Here is a 12,606-nt window from a genome sequence, read left to right on the forward strand (position 1 = left end):
TCAAGGACTTCTAATACATATGACTACACCCAGCCCCCTGTTGTCGCGCCCAGGAGCCATTGAGGCATCCGGCGCGGACGCCGGCGTCGCCTCCCACTATGGCGAGCCGCTGCGCGAGCAGCGCGCACTCGCTGCCGGTACCGCCGTCGTCGACCTTTCCCACCGCGGCATTGTCACAGTCAGCGGGCCGGACAGGCTGAGCTGGCTTAACACGCTGTCGTCGCAGCAGGTTGCCGGCCTCCAGCCCGGGGAATCCAGCGAACTGCTCCTCCTGAGCGTCCAGGGCAGGATCGACTTCGACGCCCGGGTGATTGACGACGGCGCCACCACCTGGCTGATCGTTGAGGCCGCCGAAGCAGCACCCCTGGCAGAGTTCCTGAACAGGATGAAGTTCATGCTGCGGGTGGAAATTGCTGATGTTTCGGCCGACTGGACCGTCGTGGGCAGCACCAGGGCAATTCCGGAGTGGTCGGAGCTACTGGTGTGGCAGGACCCTTGGCCCAACGTGGCAGCGGGCGGCTATTCCTATGCCACGGTTCCCGAAGCCAGCCATCCCGGGCTGGAGCGGCCATGGTTTGAGTACCTGGTACCGGCCGCGGACCTGGAACAGCGGGTAGCCGACCGCCAATTGGCCGGAGTCCTCGCCGCGGAAGCGCTGCGACTGGCGGCCTGGCGCCCCCGGATCGGTGCTGAAACGGACGATAAGACCATCCCGCATGAGCTGGACCTCCTCCGCACGGCCGTGCACCTGGCCAAAGGCTGCTACAAGGGACAGGAAACCATCGCGCGCGTGCACAACCTCGGGCACCCGCCACGCCGGCTCGTGTTCCTCCAGCTGGACGGCTCGCAGCACACCCTGCCGCAGGCCGGAAGTCCGGTGCTGTCGGGGGAGCGGAAGGTGGGGACGGTCACATCGGTGGCCCAGCATTACGAGATGGGGCCGGTTGCCCTGGCAGTCATAAAGCGTTCGGTGGGCGCGGATGAAATACTGACGGTCCTGGACGGCGAGGAGCCTTACCCTGCTGCCCAGGAACTTATCGTTGCTCCCGACGCCGGCCAGGTAGTGGGGCGCCAGACCGGATTCCTCAAGGGGCCACGCTAATGACTGACAACGCCGGAACCAACGCAGCGCCGTCCGCCTCATCGGCAGGCCAGGAAGGGCCCGACGACGAGGCGCTCGCTTTGGCGCATACGCTCTTCCAGGCGGCCAGGGAAGGGGACACGGCGCTGCTGCGTGCCTATCTCGACGCCGGCGCTCCCGCCACCCTGACGAATTCCGCCGGCGATTCCCTCCTGATGCTCGCTGCCTACCATGGCCACGCGGAGACCGTTCAGCTCATCCTGAAACACGGCGCCGAGGCCGACACCGCTAACGACCGCGGCCAGACTCCGCTGGCCGGAGCGGCGTTCAAGGGCTACACCGACGTTGCCCGCGTCCTGCTGGATGCCGGTGCGGACCCGGACGCAGGTTCGCCGACAGCACGCGCTGCCGCCCAGATGTTCGCGCGCAAGGAGATCCTGGATCTCCTGGCCTAGTTGACGCGGCCGTAGTGCTGTACTTTCTGAAGCCCCAGCCGGTTTAGGGCTGGGGCTTCAGCGTGTTTGTCCCGTCACCCAAGGTGGACGCTGGTCTGGATTCCGCCGGCTGACAGGCCTAGCTTCCGGGCCAGCGCCAAGGACCCGGTGTTGCTGACGTCTGTCCGCCACTGCAGCGTGAGGCCCGCCGCCAGCGCCTCATGGGCTGCGATGGACACCGCGAGCGAACCCAGGCCCCGGCGCCGCCATTCCGGATCCACCAGGACGCCCAGGTGGGCCAGCAGGCCCACCCACTCTGAGTAGGCCCCGCAGGCCAGAGGGACGCGGCGCCCGTCAACTTCGTGGACGATGGTGTAGCGGTTTTCGAGGTCAGACAGGCCAACCTCGTTGACGTCGTCCGGCGGGCAGCGGCCCTCCAGTTCGATGGCCTCGGGGTTGCCGTGGGAGACCGTCATCTCTTCCGAGGGCTGCCTCAGGGGCAGGTCGTCGGCGAAGAACAAGGCCGCGGCGCCCAGGCCGTGGCCCCCGTGCGACCGGGTCAGCGTCAGGAGCGTGACGTGCTGGGCCATTTCCTCATCGGGGATGCCGGCCGCGGCATCAATGATCCACTGCGGGCCCACCAGTGCCGAGCTGCCAAAAAGCCGCACAAACTCTACGGTCCGCACCGATTCGTCGGCCCGGACGATCCGCTCCCCGGAGGCCAGGGCGGTTCCGAAGGCGTCGTCGTCGAGTCCCAGGCGCCGTGCCCAGGCAAGCTGGATGATGGCGGCGGAACCGGGGTCAAGTGTCATACTCCCAGCCTAGGGTGGGCAAGTGGCCCCGCCGAGCAGGACACCTTAGCTGACCGAGACAACTCAGCCGAACAGGACGGCGGCTTCGTCGTAGCGCTTCTGCGGAACGGTTTTGAGCTGGCCGAGCGCTTCCTGGAAACCCACGTGCTCAATGTCCGTGCCTTTCAGTGCCACCATGGTGCCCCAGTAGCCTTCCACCACCGAGTCGATGGCCGCCATGCCGAGCCGGGTGGCCAGGACGCGGTCGAAGGCGGACGGTACGCCGCCGCGCTGGATGTGGCCGAGGATCGTGGCGCGGGTTTCGATGCCGGTGCGGGCTTCGAGTTCCGGGGCGAGCTGGTCCGCGATGCCGCCCAGGCGGGGCCGGCCAAAGGTGTCCAGGCCGCGTTCGGAGTGCGGGGTTTCCATGTGCTCGGGAACGAATCCTTCGGCCACGACCACCAGGGGCGCGCGGCCACGGGCGTGGGCTTCCTTTACCCATTCGGTGATCTGGTCGATGCTGACCTTCTGCTCCGGGATAAGGATGGCGTGCGCACCGGCCGCCATGCCGGCGTGCAGCGCAATCCAGCCGACGTGCCGGCCCATGACTTCGGCGATCATGCAGCGGTGGTGTGATTCGCCGGTGGTCCGGAGCCGGTCGATGGCTTCGGTGGCGATCTGGACAGCGGTGTCAAAGCCGAAGGTGTAGTCGGTGGCGTCGAGGTCGTTGTCCACCGTCTTGGGAACACCCACGATCTTGAGGCCGGCGTCGGTGAGGCGCTTCGCAGCGGCCAGGGTTCCCTCACCGCCGATCGCGATGATGGCGTCGATGCCGAGGCGGTCCATGTGGGCTTTGATGACCTCGGGGCCGCCGCCGTTTTCGAAGGGGTTGGTGCGTGAGGTGCCTAGAATGGTGCCGCCCTGTTTGGCGATGCCGCGGACCATGGTGCGGGGGATGTCGATGATGTCGCCCTCGACGACGCCGCGCCAGCCGTCAAGGAAACCCACGAATTCGTGACCGTGGATGGCAATGCCTTTGAGGACGGCTCCGCGGATCACGGCGTTCAGTCCGGGGCAGTCGCCACCGCTGGTGAGAATTCCAATTTTCATGTCTCGGCTCAAATCCTGGAGAGAAGGTGTACAGGCAGAGCGCCACGCTGAGCTCACATAGAGTCTAGTGGGGGGTGTGGGGTACGACACAAACCGGTTACATAAGGGCCGGGTCGGGGATCAGGCAGCGCACAAGAAAAAGTGCCCCCGCTCGCAGGGTGAGCGGGGGCACTTTTCTTGTCGGTTTCTCAGGGACGGTTCAGGGACCGGCGGTCAAGGAACGTCTGAAGCGGGATGACGTTCCGCTGGTCCGGCAGGACCACCCAGGCCAGGAGATAGAAGATCAGGGCCGGCCCGGGCAGCAGGGCGAAGAGGAGGAATGCGATGCGGACGTAGGCCACGTCCACGTTGAGCTTGGCGGCAATGCCTCCCAGAACGCCTCCCAGCCAGCGCTGCGGTCCGCGTTTCAGGCCGAGGCCCCTGACGATGCTGAAGAACTTGTCCATGGCTCAAGACTTCCCTGTTGTAGGACTGTTGTCACGTTTCCGGGCTGAGAGGAGTCCGCCGATCACCAGGGCGGCGCCGGCTCCGATCATGAGCCCGATCAGGACGTAGGTCCCGTTGAGGGTGACGATGCCAAGCTGCGCGACGATGATCAGGGCGGCGAGGGCCAGGACGATCAGTCCCCAGACCACCGTTCCCACCCTCGCCCCGGATGGAGGGGCAGAGTCGGTGCGTGCCGCCGTCGTGCTGCCCGGAACGTACGGGTCCGGGTCCGGAGTGTGGCTGCTCATGTCAGTTACCTTCCTTGATGGTGACGTTGCTGACGGTGCCGTCGATCTGGATCACCAGGTGGCTGCCGGGCTTGTCGGTGTTGTAGCTGCTTTCCCGTGTGGTGGTCCCGCCACGCTGGCTCCCGCCTTCGTTCAGGTTGCCAAGGGTCATGTCGGCCCGAATGTCCACCGGCACGGTGTCGGGAATGACCACCGTGACGTTGCTGGCGGTGAAGTCCAGTGGGACCAGGACCTCTGACTGGAGCGGGGCACTTCCAGCCAGTTCGGTGAGGTCGACGGTGCCGCGTCCTGCCGTGATGTTGAGCCCGTCGCTTGCCTGCTGGATGCTCGTGGGCGTCCAGTCAACCTGCTGGAACCGGACCCGGTCGCCGTTGTTGCCCACCACGTTGAAGATTCCGCCGATGACCAGGGCCGCCACCGCGAAGAACGAAAGGATGCCGGAGGTCCGGCCGCGGAGGCCCAGGATGAGGATGCCGATGCCCAGGACGGCCGCTGCGCTTGCCCAGGCGATGGCATTGGTGGAATCGCCGAGGTCGATCATGTTGGTGACGTCCAAGGCTTTCAGTCCCGCGCCGACGATCAGGGCGCTGCCGGCTGCGATCGCGACGGCGGGGGCGCCGGGACCTGCGGGACGTACCTTCGGTGCAGGTGGGGGACCCTGCGGTTGCCGGGTGCCACCGGCGCCTCCGTTGTTCCAGCCACTACCGGACCCGCTGTCGCCATACCCGCTGCCGCCGTACGGGCTGTCTCCGTACGGGCTGCCGGTGAAAGGACCGGTGCCCGCAACGTCTGAGTAAGGGGGAGTGGTGCCGGCGGAAGTAGATGCGGAATATGCGGTGGTGCCGGGGTACGCGTTGGTTGCGTAGGAGGTGGTGCCGGCCGATGCGCTCGCCGGTGTTCCAACTGCCGCCTTGTTCCGCTGCGCCAGGTAGTAGATCAGGTAGATGGCGCCGCCAACCCAGAAGATGGTCCAGAGGAAGGCGCCGAAGCCGTGGTTGCCCCAACCCCAGAAACCGCCGCCCAGTCCACTGAAGCCGAGGATGACGGCGATGAGGGAACCTGTCATGCCGCTGGTCCACCGGCCGGCGCCGGCCTCCTGGACGTGGATCCTCCCATCGGGCTCGGGCAGGAAGGCCCACGCCAGGCCGTAGGCAAGCACGCCGATGCCGGCGAAGAGGGTGAGGACGATAAAGACGCCGCGCACGATCAGCGGGTCGATGCCCATGCGGTGGGCGATGCCGCTGGAGACGCCGCCGATCCAGCGGTCCTGGCCGCGCGTGATGCCGTGGCTGCGGACCCAACCGAAGAAGTCCGTCTGCTGGCTGGGGATTCCCGCATAGGCGTAGCTGCCGGTGTTCTGGCTTGAGCTGCTGTGCCTGGAGGAGGGTCCGTCCGACGGCCCTTGGTAAGGCTCATCGGAGCTGTCCTGCGCCGGGTAATCCTGTGTCGCCGGGTAATTCTGGCTGGAGTCCTGCTTGGATTCCTCCGCCGGGTTCTGGTCTGATGCTGATGGGGTGGCAGGCGGCACCACGGGCTCCGTGGGGTGTTCGTTTTCGCGTTGGGGGAGGGGCTCCGTTGGCTGGCCGTCGTCTGGGGTGGGGGTTTGCGAGTTCATACCTCGATCCTTCCGCCTGCCGGTCTTTGGCTCTACTGGGGGACACCCTGAACGGCCCCTGAGTGGCCCCCGGTTCCGGCCGGATTGCGGTCCGGGGAACCCTGATCCATGCTTGGATTGATCCATGACAACCGTCCCCGGCCGCCCCCCGCTGGTCCGCCGCAGCGACCGCTTTATCGCGGGCGTGTGCTCCGGCCTTGCCGCGCATCTGGGCTGGCCGGTCCGCAACGTACGGGTGGCGATGGTCCTGGCTTCACTGGCCGGCGGGGCCGGCGTCGTCTTCTATGCCTGGTTGTGGATTATGGTGCCCACCGCGGACGAAAGCGCCCGGCGGCAGGCGCGCCGGCCGCCGTCGCCCATTGCCCCTGCCGTGAGCCGCGAGCCTGTTCCGGGGGCCGTTCCCCGGGCCACTGCCGCGGCTGGCCCTGGTGTTGCCCTTCCCGGAGCGGTCGACGGCGGCCCTGGCGCGGCCACTGCCCCTCCCGCTTCCGGCGGTTACCCGGCAGCAGGGGAGGCCGCGGGACAGGCTTCCGAGGCTGCCCGGCCCTGGTTCAGGTTCCGGGACATGCGCTACGGCAAGGAGATCCTGCTCGGCGTGGGGCTGCTGTTGGTGGCGGGTATCCTGGTCGCCCAGCTCCTGGGCGTGGACGTTCCCCTGGGCACACTGATTCCGGCGGCGGCAGTCCTTGGCGGCGCTTCCATTGCCTGGATGCAGCTTGATGAAACCCGGCGTGCAGGGCTCGTGGACAAAACCAAGGCGGACCAGGCCGGCGGCTGGGCGCGGCTGGCGGCGGGCCTGGCGCTGGTGGTGGCGGGCGTCCTGGTGATGGTGTCGGGGTCCGGTTCGTGGGAGCAGACGTGGCTGGCGCTGCTGGCCTCCGTTGCGGTCCTCGGCGGCGTGGTGCTGGTCCTGCTCCCGTGGGCGCTGAAGTTCTGGCGTGACCTGGAAGCGGAGCGCGCCGGCCGCATCAGGGAAACCGAACGGGCCGAAATCGCCGCCCACCTTCACGACTCGGTGCTGCAGACGCTGGCCCTTATCCAACGGAGGGCTGCCAATGAGCACGACGTCGTCCGGCTGGCCCGTGCCCAGGAGCGGGAGTTGCGGGGCTGGCTGTTTGAGGACCCCGGCAAGGACGCCGGGCAGTTGTCGGACCGGATCAAGGCGGTAGCCGCCGAAGTGGAAGACCTGCTGGGCAACGCCGTCGAGGTGGTCAGCGTGGGGGACACGGCCGTCACGGAAGGCCATGAAGCTCTGATCCAGGCGAGCCGTGAAGCCATGCTCAACGCTTCCCGCCACGGCGGCGGGACGGTCTCGGTCTACCTGGAGGCAGCCGCCGGACGTGCGGAAGTCTTCGTTAAGGACCGCGGCCCGGGCTTTGAACTGCAGGACGTTCCGGAGGACAGGCTCGGGGTGCGGGAGTCCATCATCGGCCGGATGAACCGGCACGGCGGCACGGCGGCGATCACCAGTACCAGTGAAGGCACGGAGGTGCGGCTGGGCTTCCCCGTCGCGCCGCAGGACAGCACGGAAGGCAAACCATGAATGCAGCGCAGGGAGCCGGTACAGGTCCCGTCCGAACCGCCAGGTCCGCCCGGGTGGTGATTGTGGATGACCATGCGATCTTCCGCTCCGGCCTGAAGGCGGACCTTGATCCCAGTATCCAGGTGGTGGGCGAGGCGGCGACGGTAGAGCAGGCCATCGCCGTGATCGCCCGGGAGCGCCCGGACGTGGTGCTGCTGGATGTCCACCTTCCCGGCGGCCTTGGGGGCGGGGGGCGCGAAGTCATCGCCGGCTCCGCTGCCCTGCTGGCCACCACCAGGTTCCTTGCCCTCAGCGTCTCGGACGCGGCGGAGGACGTTGTGGCGGTGATCCGGGCCGGAGCACGCGGCTACGTCACCAAGACCATCTCGGGGGCAGAAATCACCGACGCCGTGTACCGGGTTGCCGGTGGGGACGCCGTCTTCTCGCCGCGGCTCGCTGGCTTCGTCCTGGACGCTTTTGGTACCGCCCCCGCAGACATCGCCGACGACGAACTGGACAAGCTCTCCGCCCGGGAACTTGAGGTCATGCGTCTCATCGCCCGCGGCTACAGCTACAAGGAGGTGGCCAAGGAGCTGTTCATCAGCATCAAGACCGTGGAGACGCACGTGTCCGCCGTGCTCCGCAAGCTGCAGCTTTCCAGCCGGCACGAACTCACCAAGTGGGCCGCCGAGCGCCGCCTCCTCTAGCCGCCACGCTCTCTCACTTGATGCGGCCTAAGCCGGAACGCTCTCTCACTTAATTGGGCATTAAGCCGGAACGCTCTCTCACTTAATTGGGATTAAGCCGGAACGCTCTTTCACTTGATGCGCCTCATACCCAAACGCTCTATCGCCTTCCGGGCCTCCAAACCGAACGCTCTATCACTCTCCTGAAGAGAGTGATAGAGCGTTTGAGTTTTTCCTGCGTTAAGTGAGAGAGCGTCCCTACTGGGCCTTGCCGAGGAAGTCCTGCAGGCGCTGCACCCCGGTGGCGAGGTCCTCGTCGCCAAGCGCGTACGAAAGGCGCAGGTAGCCGGAAGGCCCAAAAGCCTCGCCCGGAACCACTGCCACCTCAACCTCATCCAGGATCAGGGCTGCGAGCTCGGCGGAGGTCTGCGGCGTGGCGGTACCCGACGCCGTCGGGAATTCCTTGCCCAGCAGCGCGCGGACGTCCGCGTACACGTAGAAGGCGCCCTTCGGCGTCGGGCATTCCACGCCTTCGATGGCGTTCAGGCCGGCGACGATGGCCTTGCGGCGGCGGTCAAAGGCGACCTTCATCTCGTCCACGGCGGTCAGCGGTCCGGACACGGCGGCGAGGGCGGCGACCTGGGGAATGTTGGAGACGTTGGAGGTGGCGTGGGACTGCAGGTTGGTGGCGGCCTTGATGACGTCGGCCGGGCCGATCATCCAGCCCACACGCCAGCCGGTCATGGCGTAGGTCTTGGCCACGCCGTTGAGGATAACCACTTTGTCGCCCAGCTCCGGGGCGGCGGTGGCGATGGAGGTGAACGGAACGCCGTCGTAGGTCAGGTGCTCGTAAATCTCATCCGTGACAACCCACAGGCCCTTGGCCGCGGCCCACTTGCCAATCTCCGCCACCTGCCCAGGTGAGTAGACGGAACCGGTGGGGTTCGACGGCGACACGAACAGCAGGATCTTCGTCCTGTCGGTCACCGCTGCTTCGAGCTGCTCCACCGTCACCAGGTAGTCCTGCTCCGGGCCGGCAAACACCTCCACGGGAACCCCGCCTGCAAGCCGGATGGCCTCCGGGTATGTGGTCCAGAACGGGGTGGGCACAATGACTTCGTCGCCCGGATCAACAAGCGTGGCGAATGTGTTGTACACGGCCTGCTTGCCGCCGTTGGTCACCAGGACCTGGGAAGCGTCCACCGCGTAGCCGGAGTCCCGCAGGGTCTTCTCGGCGATGGCCTTCTTCAGCTCGGGCAGGCCGCCCGCGGGGGAGTAGCGGTGGTACTTGGGCTGGCTCGCCGCTTCAATGGCCGCCTGGACGATGTAGTCCGGGGTGGGGAAATCCGGTTCACCCGCGCCGAAACCAATGACCGGCCGCCCAGCTGCCTTCAGCGCCTTCGCCTTGGCATCAACGGCAAGGGTTGCGGATTCGGCAATAGCGGAAATGCGCTGGGAAACGCGGGCGGCAGACATGGCAGGTCCGTTCTTCGCTTGCAGCCCGGAGGCTGGAATGTGGGTTTCGACGTGATCTACTCTATGCTGTTCACCGGACCCTCCGGGTTGCCGGTTTTGATTTGTGACTGCCTGCCAGTCAAGGTCAAACCCGGCCAGCGGGAAGGGCCGGAAACGGGCTGGTTCGACGAACGCGAAGTTGTTGCGTAGACTGGTTCACCGGTGTTGAAAACACGGATGATGACGTGCGCCCCAGTGCAAGCTGGTGGTTAGTCGTCGGAGCGTGGAATTCACTCCATAGGGTAGTGGCGCAATTGGTAGCGCAGCGGTCTCCAAAACCGCAGGTTGCAGGTTCGAGTCCTGTCTGCCCTGCGCAAGCTGCCCCGGACAAAAATCCGGGGCAGGCGCAGCAACCATGGTTCTGATCAGGGCCGGGTAATCCAACATTGCAAAGATGAGCGAGGACCAGGTGACCGAAACAGCTGCCAGCAGCTCCAAGGGCCGCCCAGCTAAGAAGGACGCCAAGGCAAACTTCTTCGCCCGCATTGCGCTCTTCATCCGCCAGATCATCGGCGAGCTGAAGAAAGTTGTTGCACCAACCCGCAAGGAACTGATCAACTACACGCTCGTGGTGCTGGTGTTCGTCGGCATCATGATGATCATCGTCAGCCTGCTGGACCTCGGTTTTGGAACCGCTGTCAGCTGGGTCTTCGGCGGTAGCGTCCCCGGGGACAGCTAAGGCTGAACCGTCCGCAGGCCGCGTGATCCGTCCGGGAAACCGGAGGGAAGCACCGGTGTGCGGAATTGAGCCATTTAAATAGGCATGTTAGGCAATGAGGAAGCAGGAGACCAAGTGTCTGAGCAGGAGCTCGAGGTAACCGAGACTGAGCTGGAAGAGTCCGCGGACATCACGGCAGAAGCCGGTGACGAGTCTGAGGTTGAATCCTCCGCGCCCGAAGCCAGCGACGCCGAGTCCGAAGACGCTGAGGCGGACGATGCCGGCTCCGAGGAAGAGTCATCTGACGCCCTCGCAGCCGCCGCCGCCAAGGCCGATGTTGACCCCGCCGAGGAATTCAAGGCCAAGCTGCGCCGCCAGGAAGGTGACTGGTACGTCATCCACTCCTACGCCGGCTACGAAAACCGCGTGAAGGCCAACCTGGAAACCCGCATCCAGACCCTGGACATGGAAGATTACATCTTCGAGATCCAGGTGCCCATGGAAGAAGTCGTTGAGATCAAGAACGCTCAGCGCAAGGTCATCAACCGCGTCCGCATCCCCGGCTACGTGCTGGTCCGCATGGACCTGACGGACGCCTCCTGGGGCGCCGTCCGCCACACCCCCGGGGTCACCGGCTTCGTGGGCAACGCCCACAACCCAGTGCCGCTGCGCCTGGACGAGGTCTTCTCCATGCTCGCTCCCGTTTTCGAAGAAGAGCAGGCCGAGAAGGGCAAGCCGGTCAACAAGCAGAACCAGGCTCCCGTGGATGTCGACTTCGAGGTCGGCGAATCGGTCATCGTCAAGGAAGGTCCGTTCGAGACGCTCCCCGCTACGATCTCCGAGATCAAGGTCGAATCCCAGACTCTCGTGGTGCTGGTTTCCATCTTCGAGCGCGAAACGCCGGTCACCCTGGCGTTCAACCAGGTCACCAAGATCTGACAACCCCAAGAATTCGTCCCGGTGCTGCCTGCTTTAGCGGCACCGGAACGGCCGGCCGCCTCGCCATGGCGGCCAAAAACCTGAGGCACGCTCCTGTGTCCCAGGACGTTATTGAGAGAAGGACCCTACATTGGCTCCCAAGAAGAAGGTCACCGGCCTCATCAAGCTGCAGATCCAGGCAGGTGCCGCTAACCCGGCTCCGCCGATCGGTCCTGCGCTTGGCCAGCACGGTGTCAACATCATGGAATTCTGCAAGGCGTACAACGCTGCGACGGAAGCCCAGCGCGGAAACGTCATCCCCGTGGAAATCACGGTCTACGAGGACCGTTCCTTCACGTTCATCACCAAGACCCCGCCGGCTGCAGAGCTCATCAAAAAGGCTGCAGGCGTCGCCAAGGGTTCGGCGACCCCGCACACCGTCAAGGTTGCCAAGCTGACCCAGGCACAGGTCAACGAGATCGCTTCCACCAAGATGGAAGACCTCAACGCCACCAGCCTCGAAGGCGCAGCGAAGATCATCGCCGGCACCGCCCGCTCCATGGGCATCACCGTCGAGGGTTAATTCCCCGCTGCCACTGTCGGGTTCGGGAAACCGATCACGACGACGGGCGGCACCGCCGGGCAACCGGCACCACTGCCGTATAAGCGGCACAAACCGACAATGTTGGGAACCGGGCACGGATAACGAGCCCGCTCACCAACTGTGGCAGGGCCCAGCGCGGTCCGCAGACCACAACTGCACAAGGAGAAATAAGCAGCATGGCAAAGCGCAGCAAAGCATATGAGGCAGCAGCCGCCAAGATCGACGCGGAGAAGTTCTACGCGCCGTTCGAGGCAGTAACGCTGGCCAAGGACACCAACCCGTCCAAGTTCGACGCCACCGTTGAGGTTGCATTCCGCCTCGGCGTCGACCCCCGCAAGGCTGACCAGATGGTCCGCGGCACCGTCAACCTGCCCCACGGCACCGGTAAGACTGCCCGCGTCCTGGTTTTCGCCACGGGTGACAAGGCTGAGGCAGCAATCGCTGCCGGAGCCGACTTCGTTGGTTCCGATGACCTGATCGAAAAGATCGCAGCCGGCTGGACCGACTTCGACGCCGCCGTCGCCACCCCTGACCTCATGGGCAAGGTTGGCCGCCTCGGTAAGGTCCTGGGCCCGCGTAACCTGATGCCGAACCCGAAGACGGGCACCGTGACCCCCGACGTCACCAAGGCCGTCAACGACATCAAGGGTGGAAAGATCGACTTCCGCGTCGACAAGCACTCCAACCTGCACTTCATCATCGGCAAGGTGTCCTTCGACGCCATCAAGCTGGCCGAGAACTACGCAGCAGCACTGGAAGAGGTGCTTCGCCTGAAGCCGTCCGCTTCCAAGGGCCGCTACATCCAGAAGGCCACCGTTGCCACCACCTTCGGCCCCGGCATCTCCGTGGACCCGAACGTCACCAAGGTTCTGACCGAGGCCTAAATCCTCGTGTGAAGCAACCGCAGCGGATCCTTCCACTGCAAACAAAAAACCGCC

At 65.5% G+C, this 12,606-nt stretch carries 15 protein-coding genes and 1 tRNA gene; 10 read left to right on the plus strand and 6 right to left on the minus strand.

Annotation, left to right across the window (positions count from 1 at the left end; all coding sequences use genetic code 11):
• Window positions 1–19 precede the first annotated feature (19 nt).
• Together G6R19_RS02090 and G6R19_RS02095 are read left to right on the plus strand one after the other, a co-directional pair.
• The gene (locus G6R19_RS02090) at window positions 20–1,102 is read left to right on the plus strand and encodes a folate-binding protein YgfZ (RefSeq protein WP_205484195.1); all 1,083 of its coding nucleotides are present in this window, start codon (window positions 20–22) and stop codon (window positions 1,100–1,102) included.
• A complete protein-coding gene (locus tag G6R19_RS02095; RefSeq protein ID WP_163161855.1) occupies window positions 1,102–1,536 on the plus strand; it encodes an ankyrin repeat domain-containing protein in 435 nt (144 codons plus the stop codon). Before G6R19_RS02090 ends, G6R19_RS02095 begins: the two co-directional genes overlap by 1 nt.
• A gap of 74 nt (window positions 1,537–1,610) precedes the next feature.
• Here G6R19_RS02095 and G6R19_RS02100 read toward each other — a convergent pair whose 3' ends face one another.
• The 5 genes from G6R19_RS02100 to G6R19_RS02120 all read right to left on the minus strand — a co-directional run bounded on the left by G6R19_RS02100 (window position 1,611) and on the right by G6R19_RS02120 (window position 5,765).
• The gene (locus tag G6R19_RS02100; protein WP_163161857.1) at window positions 1,611–2,327 is read right to left on the minus strand and encodes a GNAT family N-acetyltransferase; all 717 of its coding nucleotides are present in this window, start codon (window positions 2,325–2,327) and stop codon (window positions 1,611–1,613) included.
• Between the two features lie 63 nt (window positions 2,328–2,390).
• Window positions 2,391–3,416, minus strand: a complete 1,026-nt coding sequence (locus G6R19_RS02105; protein ID WP_050054289.1) for an ATP-dependent 6-phosphofructokinase — start codon at window positions 3,414–3,416, stop codon at window positions 2,391–2,393.
• A 188-nt stretch (window positions 3,417–3,604) separates the two neighbouring features.
• Window positions 3,605–3,862: a PspC domain-containing protein gene (locus tag G6R19_RS02110; RefSeq protein ID WP_163161859.1), complete on the minus strand. Its 258-nt coding sequence runs from the start codon at window positions 3,860–3,862 to the stop codon at window positions 3,605–3,607.
• Window positions 3,863–3,865: 3 nt separating this feature from the next.
• On the minus strand, window positions 3,866–4,150 hold the full coding sequence (locus tag G6R19_RS02115; protein WP_163161861.1) for a hypothetical protein: 285 nt from the start codon (window positions 4,148–4,150) through the stop codon (window positions 3,866–3,868).
• A 1-nt stretch (window position 4,151) separates the two neighbouring features.
• On the minus strand, window positions 4,152–5,765 hold the full coding sequence (locus tag G6R19_RS02120; protein ID WP_163161863.1) for a PspC domain-containing protein: 1,614 nt from the start codon (window positions 5,763–5,765) through the stop codon (window positions 4,152–4,154).
• A gap of 124 nt (window positions 5,766–5,889) precedes the next feature.
• On the opposite strand from G6R19_RS02120, the gene G6R19_RS02125 reads away from it, so the two are divergent.
• Both G6R19_RS02125 and G6R19_RS02130 read left to right on the plus strand, forming a co-directional pair.
• Window positions 5,890–7,308: a PspC domain-containing protein gene (locus G6R19_RS02125; RefSeq protein WP_163161865.1), complete on the plus strand. Its 1,419-nt coding sequence runs from the start codon at window positions 5,890–5,892 to the stop codon at window positions 7,306–7,308.
• A complete protein-coding gene (locus G6R19_RS02130) occupies window positions 7,305–7,994 on the plus strand; it encodes a response regulator transcription factor (RefSeq protein WP_163161867.1) in 690 nt (229 codons plus the stop codon). Before G6R19_RS02125 ends, G6R19_RS02130 begins: the two co-directional genes overlap by 4 nt.
• 237 nt (window positions 7,995–8,231) lie before the next feature.
• Here G6R19_RS02130 and G6R19_RS02135 read toward each other — a convergent pair whose 3' ends face one another.
• Window positions 8,232–9,449 (minus strand): pyridoxal phosphate-dependent aminotransferase, encoded by a 1,218-nt coding sequence (locus G6R19_RS02135; RefSeq protein WP_163161869.1) that lies wholly within the window; start codon window positions 9,447–9,449, stop codon window positions 8,232–8,234.
• 39 nt (window positions 9,450–9,488) lie between these two features.
• Between G6R19_RS02135 and G6R19_RS02140 the strand changes: the two genes are divergently transcribed.
• From G6R19_RS02140 to rplA, 6 genes are all read left to right on the plus strand, one after another.
• Window positions 9,489–9,638, plus strand: a complete 150-nt coding sequence (locus G6R19_RS02140) for a hypothetical protein (protein WP_163161871.1) — start codon at window positions 9,489–9,491, stop codon at window positions 9,636–9,638.
• Between the two features lie 89 nt (window positions 9,639–9,727).
• Window positions 9,728–9,800, plus strand: a tRNA-Trp gene (locus G6R19_RS02145).
• An 82-nt stretch (window positions 9,801–9,882) separates the two neighbouring features.
• On the plus strand, window positions 9,883–10,167 hold the full coding sequence (gene secE, locus G6R19_RS02150) for a preprotein translocase subunit SecE (protein WP_163161873.1): 285 nt from the start codon (window positions 9,883–9,885) through the stop codon (window positions 10,165–10,167).
• 114 nt (window positions 10,168–10,281) lie between these two features.
• Window positions 10,282–11,085, plus strand: coding sequence for a transcription termination/antitermination protein NusG (nusG, locus tag G6R19_RS02155; RefSeq protein WP_163161875.1), 804 nt, complete (start codon window positions 10,282–10,284; stop codon window positions 11,083–11,085).
• Between the two features lie 130 nt (window positions 11,086–11,215).
• Entirely contained in the window at window positions 11,216–11,647 is a 432-nt protein-coding gene (gene rplK, locus G6R19_RS02160; RefSeq protein WP_003803853.1) for a 50S ribosomal protein L11, read from the plus strand.
• A 197-nt stretch (window positions 11,648–11,844) separates the two neighbouring features.
• A complete protein-coding gene (rplA, locus tag G6R19_RS02165; RefSeq protein WP_163161877.1) occupies window positions 11,845–12,552 on the plus strand; it encodes a 50S ribosomal protein L1 in 708 nt (235 codons plus the stop codon).
• The last annotated feature ends 54 nt before the right edge of the window (window positions 12,553–12,606 follow it).

It is taken from the genome of Arthrobacter sp. Alg241-R88, from assembly GCF_900537115.1.
Lineage (GTDB): Bacteria > Actinomycetota > Actinomycetes > Actinomycetales > Micrococcaceae > Arthrobacter.

Coding starts and splice junctions, on each gene's coding strand:
- G6R19_RS02090 (WP_205484195.1), top strand. CDS start 20: ATGACTACACCCAGCCCCCTGTTGTCGCGCCCAGGAGCCATTGAGGCA.
- rplA (WP_163161877.1), top strand. CDS start 11,845: ATGGCAAAGCGCAGCAAAGCATATGAGGCAGCAGCCGCCAAGATCGAC.
- G6R19_RS02110 (WP_163161859.1), bottom strand. CDS start 3,862: ATGGACAAGTTCTTCAGCATCGTCAGGGGCCTCGGCCTGAAACGCGGA.
- G6R19_RS02095 (WP_163161855.1), top strand. CDS start 1,102: ATGACTGACAACGCCGGAACCAACGCAGCGCCGTCCGCCTCATCGGCA.
- G6R19_RS02120 (WP_163161863.1), bottom strand. CDS start 5,765: ATGAACTCGCAAACCCCCACCCCAGACGACGGCCAGCCAACGGAGCCC.
- G6R19_RS02105 (WP_050054289.1), bottom strand. CDS start 3,416: ATGAAAATTGGAATTCTCACCAGCGGTGGCGACTGCCCCGGACTGAAC.
- G6R19_RS02125 (WP_163161865.1), top strand. CDS start 5,890: ATGACAACCGTCCCCGGCCGCCCCCCGCTGGTCCGCCGCAGCGACCGC.
- secE (WP_163161873.1), top strand. CDS start 9,883: ATGAGCGAGGACCAGGTGACCGAAACAGCTGCCAGCAGCTCCAAGGGC.
- G6R19_RS02130 (WP_163161867.1), top strand. CDS start 7,305: ATGAATGCAGCGCAGGGAGCCGGTACAGGTCCCGTCCGAACCGCCAGG.
- G6R19_RS02100 (WP_163161857.1), bottom strand. CDS start 2,327: ATGACACTTGACCCCGGTTCCGCCGCCATCATCCAGCTTGCCTGGGCA.
- G6R19_RS02115 (WP_163161861.1), bottom strand. CDS start 4,150: ATGAGCAGCCACACTCCGGACCCGGACCCGTACGTTCCGGGCAGCACG.
- G6R19_RS02135 (WP_163161869.1), bottom strand. CDS start 9,449: ATGTCTGCCGCCCGCGTTTCCCAGCGCATTTCCGCTATTGCCGAATCC.